At 50.4% G+C, this 24,655-nt stretch carries 26 protein-coding genes and 1 tRNA gene; 9 read left to right on the forward strand and 18 right to left on the reverse strand.

Translation table 11 applies throughout. From position 1 onward, the window contains the following. Positions 1 to 35: 35 nt before the first annotated feature. The 7 genes from AWQ22_RS13670 to AWQ22_RS13695 form a co-directional block, all read right to left on the reverse strand. Positions 36 to 245, reverse strand: a complete 210-nt coding sequence (locus tag AWQ22_RS13670) for a hypothetical protein (RefSeq protein ID WP_012308307.1) — start codon at positions 243 to 245, stop codon at positions 36 to 38. Positions 246 to 281: 36 nt separating this feature from the next. Further along, on the reverse strand, positions 282 to 896 hold the full coding sequence (gene coaE / locus AWQ22_RS13675) for a dephospho-CoA kinase (RefSeq protein ID WP_065711446.1): 615 nt from the start codon (positions 894 to 896) through the stop codon (positions 282 to 284). Then, complete coding sequence (locus AWQ22_RS13680; RefSeq protein WP_065711447.1) at positions 883 to 1,182, reverse strand: hypothetical protein; 300 nt, start codon at positions 1,180 to 1,182, stop codon at positions 883 to 885. Before AWQ22_RS13680 ends, coaE begins: the two co-directional genes overlap by 14 nt. A 40-nt stretch (positions 1,183 to 1,222) precedes the next feature. Next, positions 1,223 to 1,984: a hypothetical protein gene (locus AWQ22_RS13685; protein WP_065711448.1), complete on the reverse strand. Its 762-nt coding sequence runs from the start codon at positions 1,982 to 1,984 to the stop codon at positions 1,223 to 1,225. A 100-nt stretch (positions 1,985 to 2,084) separates the two neighbouring features. Then, on the reverse strand, positions 2,085 to 2,276 hold the full coding sequence (locus AWQ22_RS16790; RefSeq protein WP_198166501.1) for a hypothetical protein: 192 nt from the start codon (positions 2,274 to 2,276) through the stop codon (positions 2,085 to 2,087). 114 nt (positions 2,277 to 2,390) lie between these two features. Next, positions 2,391 to 2,627, reverse strand: a complete 237-nt coding sequence (locus tag AWQ22_RS13690) for a CDGSH iron-sulfur domain-containing protein (protein WP_065711449.1) — start codon at positions 2,625 to 2,627, stop codon at positions 2,391 to 2,393. A gap of 44 nt (positions 2,628 to 2,671) precedes the next feature. After that, a complete protein-coding gene (locus AWQ22_RS13695) occupies positions 2,672 to 3,373 on the reverse strand; it encodes a pirin family protein (protein WP_065711450.1) in 702 nt (233 codons plus the stop codon). A 121-nt stretch (positions 3,374 to 3,494) separates the two neighbouring features. On the opposite strand from AWQ22_RS13695, the gene AWQ22_RS13700 reads away from it, so the two are divergent. Further along, positions 3,495 to 4,391, forward strand: coding sequence for a LysR family transcriptional regulator (locus AWQ22_RS13700; RefSeq protein ID WP_065711451.1), 897 nt, complete (start codon positions 3,495 to 3,497; stop codon positions 4,389 to 4,391). 59 nt (positions 4,392 to 4,450) lie between these two features. On the opposite strand, the gene AWQ22_RS13705 is transcribed toward AWQ22_RS13700, so the two are convergent. From AWQ22_RS13705 to AWQ22_RS13720, 4 genes are all read right to left on the reverse strand, one after another. Next, a tRNA-Leu gene (locus AWQ22_RS13705) sits at positions 4,451 to 4,532 on the reverse strand. A 127-nt stretch (positions 4,533 to 4,659) separates the two neighbouring features. After that, positions 4,660 to 5,913, reverse strand: a complete 1,254-nt coding sequence (locus tag AWQ22_RS13710; RefSeq protein WP_065711452.1) for an MlaD family protein — start codon at positions 5,911 to 5,913, stop codon at positions 4,660 to 4,662. A 57-nt stretch (positions 5,914 to 5,970) separates the two neighbouring features. After that, complete coding sequence (locus AWQ22_RS13715) at positions 5,971 to 6,765, reverse strand: ABC transporter ATP-binding protein (RefSeq protein ID WP_030007725.1); 795 nt, start codon at positions 6,763 to 6,765, stop codon at positions 5,971 to 5,973. 52 nt (positions 6,766 to 6,817) lie between these two features. After that, positions 6,818 to 7,555 (reverse strand): DUF3153 domain-containing protein, encoded by a 738-nt coding sequence (locus AWQ22_RS13720; RefSeq protein WP_065711453.1) that lies wholly within the window; start codon positions 7,553 to 7,555, stop codon positions 6,818 to 6,820. 117 nt (positions 7,556 to 7,672) lie between these two features. Between AWQ22_RS13720 and AWQ22_RS13725 the strand changes: the two genes are divergently transcribed. Beyond that, the gene (locus AWQ22_RS13725; RefSeq protein ID WP_065711454.1) at positions 7,673 to 8,944 is read left to right on the forward strand and encodes an RNA-guided endonuclease TnpB family protein; all 1,272 of its coding nucleotides are present in this window, start codon (positions 7,673 to 7,675) and stop codon (positions 8,942 to 8,944) included. Positions 8,945 to 8,958: 14 nt separating this feature from the next. Here the strand turns inward: AWQ22_RS13725 and AWQ22_RS13730 are convergent, their stop codons facing one another. Both AWQ22_RS13730 and AWQ22_RS13735 read right to left on the reverse strand, forming a co-directional pair. After that, complete coding sequence (locus AWQ22_RS13730) at positions 8,959 to 10,257, reverse strand: TldD/PmbA family protein (RefSeq protein ID WP_062436707.1); 1,299 nt, start codon at positions 10,255 to 10,257, stop codon at positions 8,959 to 8,961. A 165-nt stretch (positions 10,258 to 10,422) separates the two neighbouring features. After that, positions 10,423 to 11,415 (reverse strand): ribose-phosphate pyrophosphokinase, encoded by a 993-nt coding sequence (locus AWQ22_RS13735; protein ID WP_012308319.1) that lies wholly within the window; start codon positions 11,413 to 11,415, stop codon positions 10,423 to 10,425. A gap of 279 nt (positions 11,416 to 11,694) precedes the next feature. Between AWQ22_RS13735 and bioD the strand changes: the two genes are divergently transcribed. Beyond that, positions 11,695 to 12,408: a dethiobiotin synthase gene (bioD, locus tag AWQ22_RS13740; RefSeq protein WP_065711455.1), complete on the forward strand. Its 714-nt coding sequence runs from the start codon at positions 11,695 to 11,697 to the stop codon at positions 12,406 to 12,408. On the opposite strand, the gene AWQ22_RS13745 is transcribed toward bioD, so the two are convergent. The 3 genes from AWQ22_RS13745 to AWQ22_RS13755 form a co-directional block, all read right to left on the reverse strand. Continuing rightward, positions 12,368 to 13,021, reverse strand: a complete 654-nt coding sequence (locus tag AWQ22_RS13745; protein ID WP_012308321.1) for an ABC transporter ATP-binding protein — start codon at positions 13,019 to 13,021, stop codon at positions 12,368 to 12,370. The two genes, bioD and AWQ22_RS13745, sit on opposite strands and share 41 nt — an antisense overlap. Before the next feature lie 535 nt (positions 13,022 to 13,556). After that, entirely contained in the window at positions 13,557 to 14,195 is a 639-nt protein-coding gene (locus AWQ22_RS13750; RefSeq protein WP_030007730.1) for a cofactor assembly of complex C subunit B, read from the reverse strand. 149 nt (positions 14,196 to 14,344) lie between these two features. Then, positions 14,345 to 14,845: a pentapeptide repeat-containing protein gene (locus AWQ22_RS13755; protein WP_030007731.1), complete on the reverse strand. Its 501-nt coding sequence runs from the start codon at positions 14,843 to 14,845 to the stop codon at positions 14,345 to 14,347. A 408-nt stretch (positions 14,846 to 15,253) separates the two neighbouring features. On the opposite strand from AWQ22_RS13755, the gene AWQ22_RS13760 reads away from it, so the two are divergent. From AWQ22_RS13760 to AWQ22_RS13780, 5 genes are all read left to right on the forward strand, one after another. Beyond that, on the forward strand, positions 15,254 to 15,787 hold the full coding sequence (locus AWQ22_RS13760) for an FHA domain-containing protein (protein WP_065711456.1): 534 nt from the start codon (positions 15,254 to 15,256) through the stop codon (positions 15,785 to 15,787). 33 nt (positions 15,788 to 15,820) lie between these two features. Then, on the forward strand, positions 15,821 to 17,773 hold the full coding sequence (locus tag AWQ22_RS13765; protein ID WP_065711457.1) for an FHA domain-containing protein: 1,953 nt from the start codon (positions 15,821 to 15,823) through the stop codon (positions 17,771 to 17,773). Continuing rightward, positions 17,770 to 18,210 carry a hypothetical protein gene (locus tag AWQ22_RS13770; protein WP_065711458.1) on the forward strand — a complete coding sequence of 147 codons (441 nt, stop codon included), beginning with the start codon at positions 17,770 to 17,772 and terminating at the stop codon, positions 18,208 to 18,210. The genes AWQ22_RS13765 and AWQ22_RS13770 overlap by 4 nt, the downstream gene beginning before the upstream one ends. A gap of 172 nt (positions 18,211 to 18,382) precedes the next feature. Further along, positions 18,383 to 19,999 carry a protein kinase domain-containing protein gene (locus AWQ22_RS13775; protein WP_071925391.1) on the forward strand — a complete coding sequence of 539 codons (1,617 nt, stop codon included), beginning with the start codon at positions 18,383 to 18,385 and terminating at the stop codon, positions 19,997 to 19,999. A 69-nt stretch (positions 20,000 to 20,068) separates the two neighbouring features. Further along, the gene (locus AWQ22_RS13780) at positions 20,069 to 22,000 is read left to right on the forward strand and encodes a S9 family peptidase (protein ID WP_065711460.1); all 1,932 of its coding nucleotides are present in this window, start codon (positions 20,069 to 20,071) and stop codon (positions 21,998 to 22,000) included. Here AWQ22_RS13780 and AWQ22_RS13785 read toward each other — a convergent pair. After that, a complete protein-coding gene (locus AWQ22_RS13785; protein WP_065711737.1) occupies positions 21,997 to 23,196 on the reverse strand; it encodes a glutathione S-transferase family protein in 1,200 nt (399 codons plus the stop codon). The genes AWQ22_RS13780 and AWQ22_RS13785 overlap by 4 nt on opposite strands. A gap of 127 nt (positions 23,197 to 23,323) precedes the next feature. After that, complete coding sequence (locus AWQ22_RS13790; protein WP_065711738.1) at positions 23,324 to 24,421, reverse strand: mechanosensitive ion channel family protein; 1,098 nt, start codon at positions 24,419 to 24,421, stop codon at positions 23,324 to 23,326. Positions 24,422 to 24,479: 58 nt separating this feature from the next. Between AWQ22_RS13790 and AWQ22_RS17145 the strand changes: the two genes are divergently transcribed. Next, positions 24,480 to 24,617 (forward strand): hypothetical protein, encoded by a 138-nt coding sequence (locus AWQ22_RS17145; RefSeq protein ID WP_157094636.1) that lies wholly within the window; start codon positions 24,480 to 24,482, stop codon positions 24,615 to 24,617. Positions 24,618 to 24,655 lie beyond the last annotated feature (38 nt).

Below are 24,655 nucleotides of genomic sequence, written 5' to 3' on the forward strand. Positions count from 1 at the left end.
GGAAAATTCAAAGGCGATCGCCTTTGAAATACATTTTAAAAACTGAGCTTCAGGGCATTGACGGGCACATCATCCCAAGAATCAACGGTGCGGATCTTTGCTTCCCAGCCGATGGTGGTTTTATCCGTGGCGAGTTTTTGTTTCCATTGCTCATGGCAATCCTTCGCGGCTTCTTCATTTTGACAAGCGATACAAGCTTGAAGAATGCCCGTCGGATCAATTTGTTCATTTACCCAAATGGTCATCGCAGCTACCTTAAAATGATGATTTCACCGCTCATTCTAGCAACCTCTTTTAAGGGCTCGATCAACTTGGTGATGGAGTGTTGCAAGATCCAAAGAATTATCAAGCACCACATCAGCCCGCTGGATTTTTTCGGCGAGGGGCATCTGGCTGGCGATCCGCGCTTGGGCCTGGGCAATGCTTAACTGGTTACGCTGCTGGAGCCTCGCCAACTGCTGCTCAGAAGTACAGGCAACCACCCAAATTTCCGTAACAAAATCCGTTAACTGCGCCTCAAACAGCAGTGGGATCGCGCAAATCACCGTGGCCTGTGTCTCCTGAATGGTTGCTAAGGCTTCACGGAATCGCTGGCGCACGTAGGGATGAATCTGGGCTTCGAGCCACAGTTTTTCGTCGGGATCGTTAAAAACAATGTCCCCTAAAGCTTGGCGATTGAGGGAACCATCGGCGTTTTGTACTCCCGCCCCGTAGCGGGTAAAAATTTGCGTCAATATTGCCGAGGGCGGGGCGATCGCCTCACGGGCATAAACATCGGCATCAAGAATGGGGAGTTGGTAACGTTGGGCCAGGTAAGTCGTTACGGTACTTTTTCCCGTTGCTATTCCCCCTGTCAGACCGATGATTCTTGGTTTTGTCACTTTATGGTGCGACATGACGTTTCACTAACAGTGGAATCCCGCAGTCATGCCAAAATTCAGGGCTTATCCCGCCGCTAGACATGCCGCCATGCATAAATCTTTCGACGGTGAAATGTTCTCTATGATTGATGGGGTGACCTGTCGCTACTTCGTATTCCTTCTTAAGGATGCTTTTGAGTTGTTCGGGTGTGTCTGGCATATCAACGTTATCCAGTCTTTCCTTCAATTCATGCCAAAGATATGGATCACCCCGCAATCCCCATTGTTGGGGTTCGTCCTTGAATATTTCAGATATTTTCATTTTCTGTCAGGACTATAAAGTCAAAGGTAACCAGCGTGAGTCAGCGCGTCTGGTTTACCGCATTGTTAGCAGCCTTTTTGATCTTAACTTTTTCCCAAGACCACTGGGGCCATCCCTGCGACTTATCATATTTTTCTTTCAGTATGCCGGTTTTTTCCAGCAATTCAAAATTATCCTTGTTTTTTGCGAGGTTATTGACCTGGTCCTGGGAAACCTCGAACTCAACGAGCTCCGATTCAATTATTGCTGCATGACGCGTTTCTACCTCAAACACTACTGTATACTTTCCCGCCTCGAATAGAGGATTGTTTTTCCTGAAATCTATGCGATCAATTGTTGTCTTAGCCTTAAGGAAATCATCAAGATTCATTTGACCAGTCCTCGTTTGGTGGTTTAAATGTTCCTGATATGCACGATTTACCTTTTCGGCTTTTTCAATTAAGTCAGGTGATTGCATTCGAATCAGTGCAACCGTCATTTCATCCCTCGTTACATTCAAGCCTATCGCGTCATCAGTGCCATCTCTATCGACTATGAACTGCCATTCGAACAAAGTCTCGCGGCCTGATTCATGCGTGACTCTTGAAGTGATTCGTGTAATTAGCACGGAACTATTCTTTGCGTAGAATGCTAATTTGGGATTGAAGATTGGGCCTAGTTCAGTGAACCCAATTTCTGCCCAGTTATCTGATAGAACTTCAAGACGTGGCTTTTCTAGTATCTTGATAATCACCGAAATTAGGTGCGGAATCCAGGCCAATGCTCCGAGTATTGCAGGAATTGACGTGAGCCATGCCATCATTTTATTCTCCGTTTGTTGTCCTGGTGGTTGCTAACTAGGAGTTACACCGCACCTGCAGCATCACAACCCAAATCTACCAGAATATTACCGCAGACTTTGGCTACAGAATAGCGGCCAAGAGGCAAATACCATAATCACAGATAGCTTGCAGATCATTTAACTCAAGTCGCAGTTGCTTACCAATGAGCACCGCTGCCTGTTCCAGCAATTCATCCAAGAAAAAACCGATATGCTGATTGTTTTTCATTTTGGCGATTCTTGGCGATCGCCTTACGGACATAAATATCGGCATCAAAAATGGAGAGCTGATCGCGTTGGGTCAAGTAAGTCTTGCTATACTTTTTCCCGTCGCGATGCCCCCCATCAAACCGATGATTCCTGGCTGCGTCACCGTTCGCGAATCATCCTATAGCTTGGCATGACTGCCATCACAAAACGGCGCATCTTGGGTGTGTTTACAAAGACACAGCGTCACTTTTTTCTTCTCTTCTAGGGTGAACTTTTGGGGCTTAAATTCTGTACCCTTGTGACTGCCATCGCAAAAGGGTTGATCCGCAGATTTACCGCAGGCACACCAGAAATAATCGCCGGCCTCAAGTTCCAGCGTCATGGGCTTTTTCGCCGCAATCGTTGGTTTAGCCATATTCATTTTTCCTCTATAAACTTTGGGCAACAAACTCGGCTGACCTAGGGCAAATCAAACAATAAAAATTCCGTTTCGGCCCCTTGACCTGCAAAAATCAGTTCTGTTTCGCCACTGATGCCAGCCCCATCGCCCGCTTCCATCGTAACGCCATTCACCGTGAGGCTTCCTTTGACAATTTGTAGCCAAGCATGACGGCCCTCTGCCAATGGATGGGTGACCTTGGCTCCAGAAGACAACAGTGCCGCATAAATCGAGGCATTCTGGTGAATTTTTACGGAGCGATCGCGCCCATCGGGGGAAGCAACAATTCGCAATTGATTTTCTTTTTCTTCCGGGGCGAAGTAGGTTTGCTCGTAGCTGGGTTCTACATTTAGTTGATCGGGGGTAATCCAAATCTGCAATAAATGCACAGGCTGTTCTGACGAAGGATTAAATTCGCTGTGCAAAATGCCAGTGCCCGCGCTCATGCGTTGCACATCCCCAGGACGAATAATCGAACCATTGCCAATGTTATCTTTGTGGGCCAGTTCCCCTTCGAGGACATAGGTGACGATTTCCATATCGCGGTGGCCATGGGTGGCGAATCCTTTGCCTGGGGCGATGTAATCTTCATTGATCACCCGCAGGTTAGAAAAATTCATGTGGGCCGGATCGTAGTACTGGGAAAACGAAAAACTAAAGTAGCTCTCTAGCCAATCTAGTTTGCCACGACCCCTTTCAGCAGAGGGACGGAGTTGAATCATAAAAACCTCCGAGGCGTTTTTTAGCGGGTTTAGGTGATTGCTTCTATTGTAGATTGCCGCCAAATAAAAGACAATAAGCTATTTTATATACAGAATGTATCTTAAAAAGAAACAATAGGCCATGGATAAGTTAGCCAGTTTGTATGCCTTTACCCAGGTGGTGGAAGCGGGAGGATTTGCGGCGGCGGCACGACAGATGAATGTCGGGCGATCGGCGGTGAATAAGCTAGTGATTGCCCTCGAAAATCACCTCCAAGTTCAACTCCTCCACCGCAGTACCCGCAAGGTGACACCGACCCCCACGGGCCTCGCCTTCTATGAAAAATGCGTCCAGATTTTGGCGGATCTAGAGGAGGCAGAGCTATCAGCTTCGCAACTACACGGGGAACCCAAAGGCTTGTTACGGGTAAATGCGCCGATGACCTTTGGCCGGATGCAGGTGGCCCCCCTCGTGGCAAAATTTATGGCCCAATATCCCCAGGTGCAAATCCAACTCACCCTAGAGGATCGGTTTGTGGAGGCGATCGCCGAAGGCTATGACCTCGTGATTCGGATCGCTGAACCCGTCGAATCGGCCAGTCTCATTAGTCATCCCCTCTGTGAGACAAAACTAAGCCTCTGTGCGGCCCCCAGCTACCTAGAACGCCATGGTATCCCCCAAAGTCCTAGGGATTTAGTTCATCACAACTGTTTGCGCTACGGCCCCACGGGCAATACCTGGCATTTGGTCGGCCCCCAAGGGGAAGTTTCTGTTAACGTGTCCGGCTCTTTTTGTGCGAACAATGGTGAAGCATTGGCGATCGCCGCGGCGGCGGGCTTAGGCATTGCCCAGTTACCCCAATTTATTCTCGATGCAGCCCCCTGGACAGAACAACTCACGGTGGTCTTGCCTGAATACAATCACCGCACCCTCAGTACCTATGCCCTCTATCCGATCAATCGCCATCTTTCCACCAAGGTAAAACTCCTGTGCGAATTTCTCCAGCAACACCTTGCTGCTGCTGATCCTTCAGGCTAACTTTAAACACAAAAAAACCTCCCCCTGAGGTTTGGGAAGGCTTTCTGTTTTTTATGGTATGCGGATGGCGAGACTCGAACTCGCAAGGATCGCTCCACACGCCCCTCAAGCGTGCGTGTCTACCAATTCCACCACATCCGCTCGTTTTGACTTGAACGAATATAGCATACTCATTTGGTGATCGCCAAGAGTTTTTGAGAAAAAAATTATCCAATCTCTGAAAATGGTTCTTGTCTTTGCCGAAAGTCTCCAGCCGATTTCTGTCTGGTTAATTTCTGGACTGACCTTGGTCTGGGTTTTGGGACTTGGAGCGTAACGAGATTTGTCGTTGCTGGTTATAAATGGGGCGCTGTTGCTCGATGCGATTAGCCACCTGAATCTGTTGTTGCAGTTGATCCGTCGAGGAAACCAACTGACTGAGACCATTCACCAAATCAATCAGATTTTTCCGAAACTGCGGATCTCCGGTTAGCTCATCCAGGTCTGAGGTGATTTTTTGGGTATTTTCAAAGGTGACCCGGGCTGCATCAAGGGTTTTTTGCAACATCAACACATTGGTTGGATCGTTCAGGGCCGTTGAGACATCCTTGAGATTTTCCGAAGCCGTTGCCGCGTTGGCCGTTAGCACCGTGAGATTTTCCAAAATTTCCTCGGTATTCGCTGCACTGAGATTTTGATTGACCGTATCGAGGGTCGTATCAAAGGAAGCCAAAGTGCGCTGCATTTGATCACTGGTGCGCCCAATGCTATTGAGGGTACCCACCAGAGCCTGGCGATTTTCGACCACAAGGCTATTAAAATTCCCTGTTAGCGTATTCACCTGTTCAAGGGTGCGGTTGAGTTGATTGGAACTAGTCACTGCCGCATCACTGATGGCTTGGGCATTCTCGGCAAAATTATCCACTTCTCCCCGCACTTCCTGAGATAACAGCGCTAATTCTTCGGTGAGGATCGCCACCTGGGCCGCCGCATCACTGGAATTGTCCGCCAAGGTACGTACAATTTCAAAGAACTCTGGATCACCATACAGTTCACTAAATTTGGTGGTATTGCGGAGCACCTGCTCGAAGCTCACCCCGATCACCCCCTCTAGGGTTGTACCATCACAGAGAATTGCTCCTTTTTCCGGGCAGTCCGCTGCGAAGGGACTCTGGGCCATTTCTGCTTGGGTTAATTCTGTTTGGGGAATAATTTCGAGGGAGGTTTCTCCGATAAGTCCCCCTTGGTTTGCCTCGACCACGACCTCTCGCGGCATGATCAGATCGGGGGTTTGGATTTGAATTTGGATCTCAACGCCATTGCTAGAAGGTTGTACGTCAATGATGCGCCCCACCTCCAGACCCCGGTAGCGGACGATCGCCCCCTCTTGCATCGCATTGGCATTGTCAAAGCGGACATTAATCGAATAGGTGCGTTTCCCCAGGGTTGCCCCTGTCAGCCAGATGAGCACGACGCCGAGCAGGGAGAGTCCAGCGAAAATAAATAAACCGAGGGAGCCTTCTTTGAGGGTACGCGATCGCATTGGATTCGTCAGTAGGGGGAATAAATTTACGTTTTATTGTATGGGGGAGGATGAATTTTAGCCGATAACTTTAATCGGGCCTTCCACCGCCGCGTCAAAAAACTGGCGCACAAGGGGATTATCGGTCTGGTCAATTTCTGCCACTGTCCCCGTCCATTGGATCTTACCGCCATAGAGAAAAATAACTCGGTCAGCGGTGCGACGAATCGTGCTGTCCTGGTGGCTGACCATCACGTAGGTACCACAAACCCCTTGCATTTGTTGGAGATGGCGCACGAGATCTTCAATCACCGTTGAGGCAATGGGATCAAGGCCAGCGGTGGGTTCATCGTACAAAATAATTTCGGGATTGTCCTTGGGATTATCAGGGTTGGCCATGATTGCCCGGGCAAAGCTAACTCGTTTGCGCATCCCCCCAGAGAGTTGGGATGGGTAGCGATCGCCGACCCCTGACAACCCCACCATATCCAACCGTTCTTCTACCAATTCGCGAATGGTTCTCGCAGACAGGTTTGAATGTTGATAGAGCAAAAAACCGACATTTTCCGCCACGGTGAGGGAGTCGAAGAGGGCCGCCTGCTGGAAGACCATGCTGATCCCAATGGGATCGTTGCCATCCTCGATCAGTCCCCGGCGTTTGATGCCATTGATATAAATTTCCCCTGCATCTGCTGCCAGTAGTCCCGCAATAATTCGCAGGATGGTGGATTTCCCCGTACCAGAGGGGCCAATAATCACGAGGGCTTCTCCCCGATAAATGCTCAAGTCAACATCATCGAGAATGACATTTGACCCGAAGGCCTTGGAAATTCCCCGCAATTCAATTAAGGGTTCGGCTTGGGTGGCAACCATAGGACGCAAAAGATGAGGGCAATTGATTTTAACAATAGCGATAGATCCGCAACTACACCGGCAAACGGCGATATTTTAGGTAATAACCCAGAAATAACAACGCCACTAGGCCCCCGGAGCCAAGGCCTACCCAACTGGGCACCCAAAAGGCCACTTCCAGATGATTGAGCTGCCCCGGTTGTAATGTCCAAATTAGGCGATCGCCTTCCTTGCGGGTGACGGGCGCCGCCGTCGTGTTGCGATTAATCACCCGTGCTCCCAAAGGCGTTTTTAGGCTGACGTCTAAATCCAGGAGGGAACCGGGACTGAGGATCAAACTGCCCCGCTGGGACAAAACGCCTAAGGCCCGCAAATCCACATCCAGGGTGGCTCGGTTACGTTCAAACAAAAGCCAGTTTTTTTGTTCAAGGGCGATCGCCGATTTGAGTTGTACCAAATCGAGATCCGTGGCCTGGAGATTTTGTCCTTCCGGGTTAAAAAAGTCATTGAACTTTTCTACTAAATCTGCCCCATTGTGGAAGGGAATTCGTACATCCAACTCCTGGGTCGAGAGCCGCTGGGCAGAACCATGGAGCCCCCTAGCGCGTTTTTCCACACTTTTGAGCCAGTGCTTTGCTTCTTGCTGATTAAAGTTCGTAAACTCATCCCCCAACTGGAGATGCTGGTGAATTTCGCCATGGTGCTGGTGGTCGAAGGCGATCTCCACATCATAGTCCACACAACCCGCCAGGCAGAGGACACACACACAACAGAGACTCAGCAATCGGATCAAAGATTTCACAGGCATCATCGCTCACAATGCAGGGGCAAGTATGGCAATTTTAACTAATGAGGAGTTCGATACCCCAAAAATCGACACACTATTTATCGATTCTAACAGGAAGTGCAAATCTGTTAGAATGTAGCTATGTTGAATTTGACCTACAGCTACCGAATCTATCCAGAAGTTGACCAAGAAGCACAGATGCTTGATTGGTTGGAGCAATGCCGTCGCGTGTATAACTACGCTTTAGCAGAGCGCAAGGACTGGATAAATTCGCGTAAATGTCCGGTCAATGCTTGCAGTATCAGACAGGAATACATCATCCTTGCTGACGCGCCATATCCCGACTACTACAAACAGCAAAACGCGCTGACCAAGGCAAAAGGGGTTATCCCAGAACTGAAGGCAGTTCATTCTCAAGTCTTGCAAGATGCTTTGAAGCGGCTGGATAAGTCGTTCAAGTTTATGCAAGAGAGAGGGTTTGGATTCCCTCGTTTCAAAAAGCTCGGTCAGTACCGCTCGTTTGTATTTCCGCAGTTCAAATCGAATCCAGTCAACGGATTTGAAATAAAGCTGCCGAAAATTGGAGCCATGCCCATCAAGCTGCATCGACCGATTCCAGAAGGATTTGAGGTTAAACAGGTGCGGATCCTGTTCAAGGCATCGGGTTGGTATGCTCAACTGATTCTGCAAGCCGATGTTTCTATTCCTGATGTCACGCCCCATGGCGAACCCATTGGCATTGACTTGGGACTGGAGAAATTCTTGACTGTATCGACGGGTGAGTTGGTGGAGCGCCCTCGCTTTTTCGTGGATTTGCAAAGCAAGCTTCGATGGCTGCAACGCAAATTGAGAAACAAGAAAAAGGGTTCTGCTAATTACCGCAAGATTCAAGCCAAGATTCGCAAACTGCATGAACACATTCACAACGTTCGCCGCGAGTTCCACTTTCTGACGGCTCACAAACTTTGCGATGGTGTTGGCATGATTTTTGCTGAGGATTTGAACCTCAAAATGACCAGTCGCGGTATGTTGGCAAAGTATTGTTTGGATGCTGCTTGGGGGAGTTTCTTGGAAATTCTCAAGTGGGTTGCTTGGAAGCGTGGAGTCTATTTTGCGAAGGTTGACCCCAATGGGACAAGTCAAACTTGCCCTCAATGTGGAGCGCACACTGGCAAGAAAGAACTGAGCGAACGAGTACATCATTGCGATGAATGTGGATATGTAACTGACCGAGATGTTGCTGCCGCTCAAGTGGTAGAACAACGAGGTCTTGCTAGCACTGAGCAATGTCGAAGTGTAGCCGTTGGACAGACGGTGATACTGCCTGTGGAGGAAGGTTGCCTAGGAACCCCGATGAAGCAGGAAATCTCAAGAGCGATCTTGGGAAGCCCGCGCTCTACCCGCTTCGGGTGAGCGTCGGGAGGATGTCACACCGCCCTGGACGCAACCCCCAACTTGCCGAACAGAATCGCTGGCATATAAGCACTACCACCAACCCATTCGCAGGTGTCACTAAAATCAACTAAATCTGCAAAGGCTTCAAAGATGCTGCCCGCCACCATGGTATTTTTCAGGCGACCAACAATTTCGCCGTTTTCGACTTTGTAACCGAGGTCAAGGTTCACGGAAAATTCTCCAGCTAGCTGATTAGATTGACCCGCTCCTAACACTTGATCAACGATCACGCCTTCCTTCATGCCCTTGATCAGCTCCGTTAACGGGGTTTTCCCGGCCCCCATGCAGAAATTCACCATGTCGGGACTGGGACGAGAAAGACCGCCCCGGAAACCGTTCCCCTGGGCCTCGGCGTTGCCCCGGGCGGCCCACTGGCGATCCCAATAGAATTGCTGGACAATGCCGTTTTCGATAAAGGTTTTTTTCTGGGTGGGGGTGCCTTCGTCGTCAAAGGGACAGGCAGAAACGCCAATGGTGGGATCTTCGTAAATACTTAGGCGATCGCCAAAGAGTTGTTCGCCAATTTTTCCGGCGAGGGGTGAGGCTTTTTGCACGACCACTTGACCGGAGAGAATCGTATCAAACAGGCCGCCGATGGCGCTGAGGGCCGCCCTGGGGGTAAACAGCACCGGGTATTGGCCGCTGGAAATTTGGGCCGCTTTTTCGGCATTGGTATATTTTTCGATGAGGGTAGCGAGGATTTTGTCATAATCCGGTTCCCCATCCTTGGCGACATCGTAACCGTAGGCATTGAGGAAATCTTCCCCCTGGACAAGATTTCCCCCCAGGCTGGCACTAACAATTTTGCTGTTGCGCTCGCCGTAGACGCCGCTGGTAGTGGCCAGTTTGGTCTGACCGGAGCGGATATGGAACCCCGCACTGACGAGAATATCGTCGTTGTAAGCCCGTACTTTTTCGATGAGGGTTTCGCCAATTTTTACCAGTTTTGCGGTTTCTGGCAGCACATAATCGCTTTCGGGGACAACCCCTTGAAAATCCTTGGCAAACTCAAAATCCACGGGATCACCGATTTCTGCCGTGGCGATCGCCGCATCAACGACATCTTCGAGGCGCGTTAAATCCGTGGCACTGGCAAAGCCCAATTTCCCATCGACGACCACCCGCAGGGCAACCCCCTGGCTCGCTTTGGTTTCGAGGGACTTGAGGCGATTATTCTCAAAATCGATGGGAGTATCACGGCTACTGCGGTAGTACACCTCCGCTTCGATACCCTTTTGTTTGGCGAGATCCAGGATTTGCTCAACTACCATAAAACTTTCTAAACACAATTTGAGAATAACGGCCGCTCCCCATTGTAGAAGATTCTTTTGGATCACCGGGGGCGATCGCCTTTGGCTGAAAATTGCCTAAAAAAAAGAGGGACAAATGATCTTTCCCTCCCCAAAATCAATTAATTGTTCTAGCCAAGCCAAAATTTACCGAAACATACTGCTCACAGAACTTTCTTCGTGAATGCGCCAAATGGTTTCACCGAGGAGATTGGCCACCGTCAGCACCGTCAGTTCTTCAAATTGCTTATCGGCAGGCACCGGAATCGTATTGGTTACGATAACTTCCTCAAACAGGCCACTAGAGAGCCGTTCCACCGCAGGCCCAGAAAAGACTGGATGGGTCGCACAAGCGTACACTTCCTTGGCCCCTTCCTTCTTCAATAGTCTGGCCCCTTCCTGGAGCGTCCCAGCGGTGTCGATCATGTCATCGACGAGAATCGCGGTTTTTCCTTTGACTTCCCCAATGACGTTCATCACTTCGGCGACATTGTGGGCCTGGCGACGTTTGTCAATAATGGCCAGGGGCGCATCATCTAACTTTTTCGCAAAGGCCCGCGCCCGCGCCACCCCGCCCACATCGGGAGAGACCACCACAATATCCTCTAAATTTTTGCTTTTGAGATAGTCAATGATCACCGGGGAACCGTAGACATGGTCACAGGGAATGTCAAAATACCCTTGGATTTGCGCCGAATGGAGATCCATTGCCAGCACCCGACCGGCCCCTGCCTGGGTAATCAAGTTAGCCACCAGTTTCGCTGTAATGGATTCGCGACCAGCGGTTTTGCGGTCAGCGCGAGCATAGCCATAGTAGGGGATCACCGCTGTGATTTGGCGTGCCGAAGCCCGACGACAGGCATCGATCATGATCAACAGTTCCATCAGGTGATCGTTGACCGGACGGCAGGAGGGTTGAATGAGGTAAACATCGCAACCCCGGATCGACTCTTGCACCTGGATGTACATTTCACCGTCGGCAAACTGCTTCCGGATCATGGGGCCAAGATCCATGCCCAGATAACGGGCCACTTCGTTGGCTAGGGGCAAATTCGCCGATCCCGAAAAAATCCGGAGACGGTTGCTATCGGTGGGGGTTTGCAGAACAGATTGTAAGGCGAGGGTGGCGGAGTGGCTCACAGCAGAATAAACCTCTCTTTCGGTTTGATAAAGGACATCCAAGGGATCAGTGCAGACACCATAATCCTCCTTTTGGTCGTTTCGGTGATATGTGTTACTAAAGTACAATTACTTAGCCCCATTTTTTAGACTGGATAGATACGGTAAAACCATTGGGGGCAATCATCGCCACTGGAAAGGATTAGGGTTAATAGAAAATAAAAAAATTGTTAAGGAAGGTGCTGATCTTCAGGGTCTATTGTACTCAATAAACCTTTAAATTCAATTTGAAATTTTTCTATGCTGCAAAATTGCTTGTTAATCGCGGGAACAGACACGGAAGTGGGGAAAACAGTGGTCAGCTCGGCCCTGATTGCCTATTGGCGTCATTTTCTTCCTTTTTCTCGGCTAGGGGTAATCAAACTACTCCAGACAGGGATCGGCGATCGCCAATGGTACGAAAAATTCTGTGATGGGGGAACAGTTCTCAAGGTGCCTTTGGAGTATGAAACCCCGGTTGCGCCCCCGGTGGCTGCCCGCCTAGAGGGAAAAGCCATTGATCTGGGGATCGTCTGGCAGGAGCTCCAGGATTTGAGGAATGCTCAAGATTTTGTCATTGCTGAGTCCCTGGGGAGCTTGGGATCGCCTGTAACTGACGAGTTGACGGTGGCAGATTTAGCAGGGCAGTGGAAGTTGCCGACGCTGTTGGTGGTGCCGGTGAAATTGGGTTCCATTGGTCAGGCGATCGCCCAGGTGAGTTTGGCACGGGAACGGAAGGTCAATCTCAAGGGAATTATCCTCAGTTGCGGTACCCCCGAAGCCATGGGACAAATTGAGGCTTTGACGCCACCGACCATGGTGCAACAGTTCACCCAGTTGCCTGTGCTTGGAATCATGCCCCACTTGGAAAACCTTTTAGACGCGTCGGCTCTGGCAAAAATCGCCGCCAATTGGCACTTAGAACAGTTGGTTTCTAAGGAACATTTGCGGCCCCAGGCTCCTTTGTCACAGTAACTTGACCCCGATCAATGTGCCAACAACGGTCGGCGATCGCCTCTAATTCGTGGGGATCGTGGGTGACGATGAGCAACGTCCAATGTTGTTTGAGTTTCGCCAGTAATTTTGCCAACTGCGATCGCATCGACCAATCCAAGCCCGCCGTCGGTTCATCCAACATCAACAGGTTTGGCTGGCGAATTAATTGCACCGCGAGGGATAAACGCCGTTGCTGGCCGCCACTCAGGGCATGGGGTGAAGCCTTGAGATCCAAATTTTCGAGACCCACCTCCGCCAAAGCATCTTGGATTTGTTCTAGGCGTAATTCTGGATGGCCAAACCGGACTTCCTCTAAAATCGTCGAGGCGCAAAAGTGACGCTCCGGAAATTGAAACACGAGGCCCGCCAACTGTTGCAAATGGAGATTTGTTAAGGTTTGTTCTTGCCAGCGGATCTGCCCCTGGGTCTGCTGGGCCAAGCCCGCCAAAATTTCGAGTAACGTCGTTTTCCCAGAGCCACTCGGCCCCACAATCATTCCCATTTCCTGGGGAGCTAACTTAAGGTTCACCTGCTGCAAAATCGGCTCAGGCGTTGCCGCAGGATGGTACACCAAATCTTGGATGTAGAGCATTGACAGGCCCAAAGAGAAATCTTTTCCCAAGCTACCATAGCCGTTTGTGTAAGGGGGCGATCGCCTGGAAAATCGACCGGGTAAACTTGAGGCCAAATATTTACTTTTCTTCACAGAAAAAATTGTTTTTACTCAGTGAAGAATGAACTTTCATTGAAAGTAATTGTTTTGGTCAAGAAACCCTGTTAAATTAAGAATTGAAGTTAGGTAGAACTTAACTTCCCTGGCAGATAAAACAGCCACTGTCTGAGTAAAGTAAAGTTAGTTAAGGAGATAAACCAAGCTGTTTCTTTGCATATCTGTCTCGTCGAACGAAGCAAAACCACTCAAGCGCGAAATCCATACTTCCAACCACCTGTAGCAACAGGGAGCAACCTAACTGAATAAACTGTCAAGTCGGGCAGCAAGATAATTCAGTTAATGTCTCCAGAGAGTCTTAGTTAAAGGGTTCCGGAAGTTCTGAGGAAAGTAGGTTCTGGGTGGTTTTGTTCTATTAAGGTTCAATTTGTATGGGAAACTCTTCACCCGAAAATCCCTAAACTTCCGCAAGGGCGATCGCCAATTTCTCAGCAAGAGCTGCGACCCAATTTTCATCTTGTTTTGTATAGCTGCGGGGAATATTTGTCCCCAAAACTAAGAGACCTGTTTCACCGAGAGGCTGACAAATAATGCCCTGGGTATTTTCTGGTAAATAATCAAATTCAACCCGCCCCGGATACATTTTTAAGGTCACCAGATACACTGCCTTTTGGGTTTCGAGGACTCGCTTGGCGATCGCCCCAACATTAAAATCTTTTTTCGCCCCAAAAATGCCCCGCCGCAGAATTGTCTCGCCATCACGGTAAACCACCACCGATTTTGTCACCGTATTGGTCAACAGTAGGTGGGATGCCCAAGCCAGTTCTGTTTTGACAGCGTCCGGCAGATCCTCGGCCAATTCAAACTGCTCTTCTCCTTCTAGAATCACCGCTTCTGGAGCCTTGGGCTGGATCTGTTCCCACAGCAAGGTGGTCAAAATCAAAACAGCACTGAGAATTACCCCCACCACGTCGGAACGGGCCTGGGAATCACTGAGGGCGGGAGTCAGTAAACGGTTAACCATCAACATTGTGCCCCCGATCATCCCGACGGTAAGCGGTAGATATTGCAACGGATTGCGCCCAGAATCAGCCATGGTAAACCCCAAGATATTTTGTTTCAGCTTCCCTGAATTGATCGTTGAAAGTCAATAAAACCCCAAACAAAAACCACCTCGCCAGGGTCGCTCAGGTGGTCAACGGGCAGTGATTCAATATTTTGATGAAACTTGATCGCGCAGAAAACCTAGGGGCAGTATAGGGTTGCCGCGGTATCACGGCCTGTGGTGGGATTGGTGCCGCTGGCCAGTTCGCAAAGCTTGTCATTTTCCCGCGCCAAGATCAGGGCATCAGTAAAATCGGCCCCTTCAATAACTGTGGATGGCGTAATTTTGACGCTGGCGAGGAAAGCCCCCTCTAGGTTGGCATTTTTAAAGTTCGCGTGGCCAATGCGGGCAGAATCTAAGACGGCTCCCCGGAGATCAGCCCCTTCAAAGTTGACGAATTCGAGATTAGCCGAGAAAAAACGCACCCCCCGCAGGTCTGAATAACTAAAATCGCAGCCCCGGAGACTGGAGAGATCGTAACTATTGTCCCGCAAGTCCTGGTGGGAAAAATCTTCTTGAATAAAGGTGCGCTTGTTGTAGTCTACGGCCCAGGCCTTTGGTGGGTCAAAATTGCCCCAGGCGAAACTTATAATCCCCACAACCAAGGCGATCGCCATTAGCCGTTTGCACATTGCTAGCATACCAGTCAGCTCCCAAGCTCTTTTCGTAAAGTTCACTCAAGCCTATTTTATCGGGAATCGACCCCAACAAAATACGTCCGCAGCATTGACCTGGATCAAAAAAAGTGTCTTTTCTCCAAAAAAATAATTCGCTTTTTAGAAATCCTTGAGGACAGTCGTTGAAAAATAGATTCACCTTTAAATGTCGATCAATTTCCCATAGAAAAGAGTTGATTTGTTCAAAAAACTATTGATTTAAAAACTAAATTTTTGACAAAGAGCATCACTAAATCGGCATGAATAAAGCTAACATCTGGCCATTAAAAACCATAAAGTTTCTGCTTCTTTTTAGCGGATGATTATTATAATTTGATAGAAGACAAAGCCAATCTATACTTAGACAGCTACGCGCAGTCAGTCTTGAGGACAATGGAAAAATTAACCCTAGCGTGGTCGTTACAAAATCATCTACACCACTACACATTCCACCAAGCTGCAACCACAAAAGTTGCCCAAAAATTGCGGATTGGCCGAGACCCAGCCCAGTGTGACATTATCTTTGCTGACCGCAGTGTTTCTTCTCTCCATGTTGAGCTATTTTTTAGTGCGGCCTTAGATGCTGCGCTCATTCAGAATCTGCGTCCCTCTAATCCTCCGCTCATTGATGGCTTCCAACTGACCCAAGGAACAGCCAATCTATCCCAGGGCAGCCAAATTCAACTGGGTCGCATTCAATTGCAGGTATCCCAGTTAGTCCTACCAGGCCAAGCTCAGGTGGCAGCCCCGCCCCAACCCCAACCCCAAGTCCTCAATACGGCCTCGGCCTACGGTTTAAAATGCCCTAATCCGTCCTGTGGCAAGGTTTCTCGATATGATGAGCAGGTGCTTAAACAGGGATGTCCCTGGTGTGGATTTTCCTTAGCCGCTGCAAATACGGTGATGATGGTGCGGCCACAGTCCTAGGGTTTCTCTTGTTTTTCCTCAGAATTCATTGATATGACAACATTGCAGCAGGTCTGGTTAAGCTGGAAAGATCCCCTCACAAGTGACATGCAAACCTTAGCTCTGGGGTTACCCATTGCCATTGGTCGTGATGCTAACAGTATGCCGACGGCGATCGCCAATGGACAACCTGTCGCCAAATTAACCCTCAATAGCTCCCAAGTTTCTCGGTACCATGCCCTCATTTCTCTCCAGGCCGATCAACTGTGGATTGGGGATCAAAATAGTAGCAATGGCGTGTTTGTGAATGGCCAGCGCCAAACCCAAAGGAGCTTGAAATCTGGGGATGTGGTGCGGATTGGCCCCTATGAAATTTCGATTACCACCACCGCCCCCAACCAACCTGCGACCCAGCGCCGCTCCAGCGATTCTTTCATTCAGGTGCCAGACCAACAACTGCCGGATCCCCCCAGCAGCAGTTCCCCATTAGAAGCCTTTCCCCCCGCAGAGTTTCAAGCGCAGTATGTCAGCCCCCAACAGTTATATGCCACCGGATTACCCGTCGAAGAGATAGACTATGTGGCCATTGGGGCCGGGCTTGGCAGTTATATTTGGGTTGATTTTTTACGGGTTTACGGGGTGCAGGCCCAGCAAGTTCGTGCTTTGGGCCTAGAAGGAAAACCCTATGGCCGCTACCAACGGCTCTGCTTAAACTCGCAAATTCCTGCCCACGAGCGGCTACGGTCGAACTCGGATTCTTGTCCGGATAATCTCTGGGGTTGGCCGAGCTATGCGTTACGGGAAGCCTACGGCGATTTTTTGCGGGGACATTTCCAGGCAGCTCTACGGCATCTCTGGCAGGTCTTCACGGAACCGATTTTGACGGAAACCTATACGCCTCGTTCTGGCAATGTCTTCAAATCTATTGACCGGGAGGCGGCACGGATTGGGTGGCACCATATGTATCGCTTTGGGCGGGTGCGGGCAATCCGGAAAACCGATGATGGTCGTTATGCGATCGCCTATTCTGCGGGACGGGGCCGCCATGCCTTTGTCATTGGCCGTTATGTTCATCTGTGTACCGGATATCCGGTGATCCAATTTTTGCCAGATCTCCAGGACTACCGCGAAAAAACAGGGGATTTTAAAACGGTCGTCAATGCCTACGAGGAACATGACCACGTCTATAGCACCCTCGAACGCCAGGGGGGGACAGTCTTGATTCGGGGTCGGGGGATTGTCGCCTCTAGGGTGATCCAGCGCATCTACGAAGCCCGCCGCCGTAACCCCAACATTTCGATCTTGCACCTAATGCGATCGCCAAAACCCGTGGGAAATAAATTTGGCCTGGCCCAGCGACCCGTGAGCAACCATTTTGAACTGCAACCATTTAATTGGCCTAAGGCCTGTTGGGGCGGCACCCTGCGCGAACAATTAGAAAACGCTGCCCCCAGGGAACGCACTAACCTCCTGGCCGATTGGGGCGGCACCACCACCGCCGATCGCCATGACTGGCGCGATATTATCCAAACGGGTTTAGATAAAGGCTGGTATCGAATTGTTTTTGGGGATGTCGTAGCCGTCGAACCCGATGCCCAAGGACGTCCGGTGACGCGGATTCGCGAAAAAGGCATCACAGGGGAACTCACCCTCACCGCCAACTACATCATTGACGCCACGGGTCTCGATGGTAAAGTCAAATCCACCCCCCTGCTCAATGACCTCGTGACCCATTACCAACTGACCCTGAATGCCCTTGGCCGCTTCCAGGTGAACAATGATTTTGAAATGCCGGAAATGCGTAACCGCTCAGGACGAATGTACGCCGCCGGCGCCATTACCTTTGGTGGCCCCCATGCCGCCGTCGATAGCTTTTTGGGGTTGCAATACTGTGCCCTAAAATCAGTAGAAGCCTTGGCTCAGGAAAATGCTTCCCAGGTGCGCCCTTTGCATCCCTTGGCTTCCCTATCCCAATGGTTTAAATGGATTAACAATCAAGCCCCATGACCCCAACACTCCTTGGCCGCTGGCAAACTCGACTTCTTTTGATGGGTACGGTCGGTGCCCTCCTCACAGTCTGCTTTGCAGAGGGACTCTGGGGTAATCCCGTTGGTGCTGTCTATTGGGCGGTTTGGGGTTACATCACCGTTTTTGGCCTTGGCTGGGACTGTCTTTACATCTATTTACAAAATTACCGTTGGGATCAAGATTGGCCGGCGATTCTACAATGGCTGGCGGCCCTCTGGGAAGGGATATTCTTTTTGCTTTTGTGGGCTGGCTTACCGAATTTTGCGGGCGTCGCCTTACCCCTAACGGCAGATCTGTCTTTAACCTGGTTTGTGATTCACTACGGCTCGGTTTGGCTGGGGATCTTTGTGGTGTCCCAGAGTTTGATGCGTATCTTATTTCCCCTGTGGCGTTTCCATGGTGGACGTTGGTTTTAGAAACGAAATTTTCCCAGAGGCGGCCTTGATATTTGACGGTAAGTAGAGGGCGATCGCCTTTTTGAAGTGGGAATTTCTCACCTCTAACCAGACTTTTGAGATTCTCCGTTTATGATGAAAGCATCAAAGGCCCCAAGTACTCCTTTGACATCGCGAAATATAACCTGAAGCCATGACGAAACAGACAATCGGTTCTGGTCGATATCAAATTCTCCGTGAGTTGGGTAGTGGAGGATTTGGCGTCACATACCTCGTAAAAGACAGCTACATGCCCTCCCAGCCCATCCGGGTCGCAAAACAGCTTCGGCCCATTGAGGATCAATCCGAAATCTATCGTCTGGTGCAGGAACGTTTCCAACGGGAAGCCGTATTACTAGAAGAACTCGGCAGCAATCCCCAAATTCCGAGCCTCTATGCCTATTTTGAGGAAGATGGCAAATTCTACCTCGTCCAGGAGTACATCGAAGGTCAAACCCTAGAAGCACTTTTAAAAAATGAAGGGCCCCAGTCCGCCGCCACCGTCCGGCAAATCTTAGTGGACACCCTCGATATTTTGGAATTTATCGAAACCAAACAAATTATCCACCGGGACATCAAGCCAGAAAATATCATTCTGCGCGCAGCGGACAAAAAACCTGTGCTGATTGACTTTGGTGCAGTCCGAGAAATTATGGGCACCCAAATGATGATCAGTGGTGCCACCCCAAAAAGCTCCATCGTGATCGGTACCCCTGGATTTATGCCCCCGGAACAGGCATCCGGTCGGCCCGTTTTTTCGAGTGACTTGTATGCCCTCGCTCTGACGATGGTTTATCTCCTCACCGGAATGATGCCCCAAGATTTTCAACATGACCCCATCACCGGCGAATTAACCTGGCCCAGTCAAAATATCGCGGATCAACACCTGGTGGCGGTGCTCAATTTTGCCATTAAGCCCAATCCGAAAGAACGGTTTATGACGGCTAAGGCAATGCGGGCGGCCCTTACAGCGGCGATGCCCAACAATCAAGCCACGGAGGTCATGCCAGAAATTTTACCGACCATCGTTGCCTCTACCATTGCCACAGCACCAGTTGGCACGGGTTCCAATGCTAATGCTGCGGCTGGTACGCCGGTCACACCGCCAACCGAGATTACCGGGGGAGACCAAGCCCCACCGACCTATCACGTGGCCGAAGAGCTTTCTTTTTCGGCGGCAGATCTACAACAGAACAGTTCCAAAAAACGCGGCGCTCCCTGGGGATTACTCCTGGGTTTAGGGCTACTGGGACTGGGTGGCTACCAACTTTATCAAGTGGTGCAACAACGTCAAATTGCCGGGGAAGTCCAACCAGGGGTAACGCCCAGTAATCCAAATCCGGGGACAACGCCACCGGGAAATGGAGAAAACCCAAATCCTAACCCCACTAATCCGACCACGCCAGCAACCCCGACAACTCCCACACCAACAACACCCGATCCGGTTATTACCGCCCCGACTGATGGCGTCTTTTTTGGGGCGATCGCCTTTTCGGAGGCCACCGGGGAATATGGCTATGTGATTGATGTGCCGACCCAAGCAGAGGCCGAGCAAGCCGCTGTGGAAGATTGTGAATTTTTTGCTGCGTCTGGTGATTGCCAAGCCTTAGTCTGGTTCCGCAATGCCTGTGGGGCGATCGCCATGGGGCCAGAGGCCTATGGCAGCGGCTGGGGGGCTGATATTGAGAGCGCCGAGGCAGCAGCCCTCGATGTGTGTAGTGATTTTGGCTCCGGCTGTGAGGTGGTCGATTCCATTTGTACGAGCCAATAACCATTGTGGGCCTGGCTTCCCAAGGGGTAGAGTAATAATCAGTTTGAATTTTCTTGGGTTTTTTCTACCATGGCCACTCCGCAAACCGCCCCCTACGGCACTTGGCGATCGCCGATTACCTCTGACCTGATTGTTTCGAGCAGCATTGGTTTGGGGGCAGTGGCCTGGGCTGGCACAGATCTTTACTGGCTTGAGGGCAGACCCCAGGAAAAAGGGCGCAATGCCCTGGTAAAACGCAATAGCGACGGAACGACAGTTGATATTACGCCGCTGGGTTTTAATGTGCGTAGCCGTGTCCATGAGTATGGTGGTGGTGCTTTTCTAATTACGGAAACTGGCACCGTTTATTTTTCCAACGATGGCGATCGCCGCGTTTATGTCCAAAAGTCAAACCAGGAACCCCAGGCCCTCACCCCAGAAAATCAACGCCGCTATGCTGATTTCATTCTTGATGCAGCCCGCAACCGTTTAATTTGTGTTAGCGAAGACCACAGCGTCCCAGGCCACGAACCCAAAAACGATTTGGTGGCGATCACCCTCGATTCCGGCGACCTTCAAGTCCTTGTTGAAGGCAATGATTTCTACACTTCGCCCCGTCTTTCCCCCGATGGCACAACCCTCGCCTGGGTCAGTTGGGATCACCCCGATATGCCCTGGGACAACAGCCAACTTTGGATCGCGGCGCTTCAAGGGGATGGCACCCTAGGAGAAAAAACGCTCGTAGCTGGGGGCAATGGTGAATCCGTCGTTGAACCCCGTTGGTCGCCCGGTGGTGTGTTGTATTTCAGTGGCGATCGCAGCGGCTATTGGAACCTCTATCGCTACGTTGAGGGAACTGTCCAAGCGGTCTATCCTGCCGAAGCGGAATTTGGCTATCCCCACTGGGTATTTGGGGAATCGATCCTCGGCTTTGTCGATGAAACAACTCTGGTGTGCACTTACAACGACCACGGCACTTGGAAGCTGGCGACCCTCAACCCCGACCGCCGTGCCCTTACGCCGATCCCCGTCCCCTACAGCAGCATTAGTGACCTCCAGGTGCAGGGGGAAATGATTGCCTTTATCGGCGGTGCCGCCACCCAACCCACCGCCATTTTTACCCTGGATCTGTTTACGGGGGAAACGGTGCGGGTCAAGGAAGCCAGCACGTTACAGATTGATCCCAGTTATCTGGCCCAACCCCAGGCGATCGCCTTTCCCACAGAAAATGGCCTCACCGCCCACGCCTGGTATTACCCCCCAACAAACCAAGATTTCCAAGCTCCCACCGACACAGCACCACCTCTATTGGTGAAAAGTCACGGTGGCCCCACGGCGATGGCTGCAGCGAGCTTAAATCTGCGGATTCAATATTGGACGAGTCGGGGTTTTGCCTTTGTGGATGTGAACTACGGCGGCAGCACGGGCTATGGTCGGGAATATCACCAACGCCTTGATGGGAATTGGGGCATTGTCGATGTGCAGGATTGCGTCAACGTGGCGAAGTATCTTGTGGAAAAGGGGTTAGCCGACGGGGAGAAACTGGCGATCGCCGGGGGCAGTGCCGGGGGATACACAACCTTAGCCGCGCTCACGTTCCATGATGTCTTTAAGGCCGGGGCCAGCTATTATGGCATTTCTGACCTGGAGGTACTCGCCACCGATACCCACAAATTTGAGGCCCGCTACCTCGACCGCCTCATCGGTAAATATCCCGCAGAAAAGGAAAAATACGTCGGGCGATCGCCGATCCATTTCACCGAAAAACTCGCCTGTCCCGTGATTTTCTTCCAGGGCTTAGAGGATAAAGTCGTCCCCCCCAACCAAGCGGAAATGATGGTAGAAGCGATTAAAACCAAAGGTTTACCCGTTGCTTATGTTCCCTTTGAAGGAGAGCAGCACGGTTTCCGTCAGGCCGAAAATATCAAAAAAGCCCTCGACAGCGAATTTTATTTCTACAGTCAAATCTTTGGCTTTACTCCGGCCGATGTCCTCGACCCTGTGGAAATTATCAATCTCTAACGAAAATTGGCCGGATCTTGGTCGCGGCGGTGGCGCACGGGGATCGGTTCCCCCTGTCTTTCCCCAGCCAGTTTCGCGGTGTTTTCCAAAGCTGTTCGTAAATGTTTTGCCGCATAGATCGACATATCTCGCGGTACATTCAGGCGATCGCGCAGATACCGCAAGGCTTTGTCGGCATCCTTAGGTGGCTCACAAACTTCTCCGGTGATCATGGCGGTTAGGGCACAACGCAACGCTTGGTCAAAAAATTGATCATTGGCGGGATTAACCTTAACAATATTGCGGCGATGTTTAATCACCCGGTACAGGGCTTCCTGTTTGGCGTTGGCTGGCTCAGGGTAAGCGACATCCGGCAGCCCAAACCAATCCCCTTCATCAACTTTGAGCTGATTCTCTAAAGCTTGGGGTTCGCCGTTGGCATAGCAGCCGCCCATTTGTGGAGGAAGGTCATGGACATGGGTATGGAAATCACTCTGGGTACCCCGGTAAGTTAGGCGAGTTTCCATGGCATCAAACCAGGCGGCAAATCCAGGATTTTCCTCCCGCAGGGAATAGCCTTTGTAGTAGTAGAGGCTGGCATTCATCCGCTCTACATAGGGCGTGAAAATCACATCAACCACGCTAAATTCTTGGAGGAAGTAAGGGCCTGGGGTGGCGGCTAAGGCTTCTTCTACCTGTTGCACCACCTGGATAAACTTGCGGCGACCTTCTTTATCTTGTCCGGGAAATAGCGGTGGTCGACAGAGCCAATTGCACCAGGCGCGGAATAGTAATCTTTCGAGGCGACGCAGGGGCAAAACTCTGGGATCCGTCAGACTAGAAGTGAGCGGCCCAAATGCCTGTTCTAAGGCGAGTAAAATATCGTCGCTCTCGGTGATCATTCGTCTATCGAGTTCCAGGGCTGGCAGCATGCCAGAGGGGACTTTTTGCTTGTACCAGGCTTCTTTTTCGCCGTAGCAAAACATGGTTACTTTCTTGATGCGGTAGGGGATGCGCATTTCTTCGAGCCAGAGCCAGACCTTTTGGCAGTAGGGACACCAGGCATGGTTATCCCGGTAGAGAGTGACCCGAATATCGCTTTCTGACTGACCAAAGAGCCGTAAACAGGATTGGGCGTTGGTCGGGCCGTTTTCGTAGTCAAGCTGAAAATCGGTGAGGGCTTCGAGTTCTGGCCAACTGAGGGGGGCAAAGGTCATCGCTTTTGGGGAAATACGCAACAGTTGATTATTATGACGAAATTTTGTGGCTGGGGGCGATATCTGGTCAGAAAAACCCCCCAAATTTAAAACTTGAGGGCAGCACTGTGATCAATAATTCAAAGAATTAACTGTTCGTGGCAGTTTCTGGGGCGATCGCCTTTTCGGCGTTGGTATTTAAGCCTTGGACATAGGTCACATTGGTCGGGTAAGCGAATTCAATGTTCCGCTGACTGAACGCCTCAAAGATGGCTAGATTGATTTTTTGTTGGGTATCCATGTAGAGGGCGTAGTCACCACTTTCAACGTAGTAGACAATTTCGTAGTTCAAACTAAAATCGCCATAGTTGGCAAAGTGAGCCCGGTCGAAACTAACCTGTTCTTGGGCGCTAATGATGTCCTGGATGAGGGCCGGAATAATTTCTAATTTTTCTTTAGGCGTTTCGTAAAGCACACCGAGGCTAAAGACAATCCGTCGCCGCTTCATGTGCTTAAAGTTGCGGATGCGGGAGCCCGTGAGGTCGGTGTTGGCCATGACGATTTCTTCGCCGCTGAGACTCTTGAGCCTCGTGGTTTTAATGCCGATATATTCCACGGTACCGATGAAATCGCCCACGATAATAAAGTCTCCCAGGGCAAAGGGACGGTCGAGGACAATGGAAAAGTAACTGAATAAATCCGTTAAAATCCCCTGGGCCGCAAAGGCGATCGCCAAACCCCCAATCCCCAGACTGGCGACCACGGCAGAGATATCAAAGCCGAGGTTATCCAGGAGGAAGACCGCACCGATAGCCCAGAGTATGGCCCGCAAAATGGGCATCAGCGCACTAAAACTTTGTTCTAGCTCAATGTCGCCTTTACGCAGGAGGTAAGAGCGAATCGCATATTCTGCCAATTGGGAAATGAGCTGAATACCGATCACCGTCGTGGCAATAACCGTTAAAGCCCGCACCGCTTGGTTCAAAATGGGGTGCAAGTTGAGATTCCCAATCGCCAAAAAAACGTTCCCCACATAGAGGAGACGCACTAGGGATTGACTGAGAATTTTTGTGATGCGCGGATCGAGGGTCGTTTGGGTCTTTTTGGCCCAGCGCCGCAGTGAACTGAGAATGAGCGCCCTGAATCCATTGATCAGGAGAAAGCCCACCACCAGCACGGCGATCGCCATGGCATAGGCGGCGAGGGTATTCCCCAAAATACTTCGGGTAAGAAAATCTAAATTCATAAAAAAAGATGCTTGAAGCTGCGTAAAAATTAAAAAAAGAATGAACATTTTGCAGTAAATGCCCGTCCAACTTAACAAAAATACATGGAATCCGCTTCTAATCAATGGCGTAAAAGCAATCTTTCCTGGGGTAGATTTTTTGATTCTTGAATTTCCGAAAATGGCGATCGCCAGCCTCCCGGCGCGGATCAGTTAGGATAATTTGAGCCCTTTTTGCCGCAGTTCACGCAAACT

The organism is Picosynechococcus sp. PCC 7117, from assembly GCF_001693275.1.
Taxonomy (GTDB): domain Bacteria; phylum Cyanobacteriota; class Cyanobacteriia; order Cyanobacteriales; family MRBY01; genus MRBY01.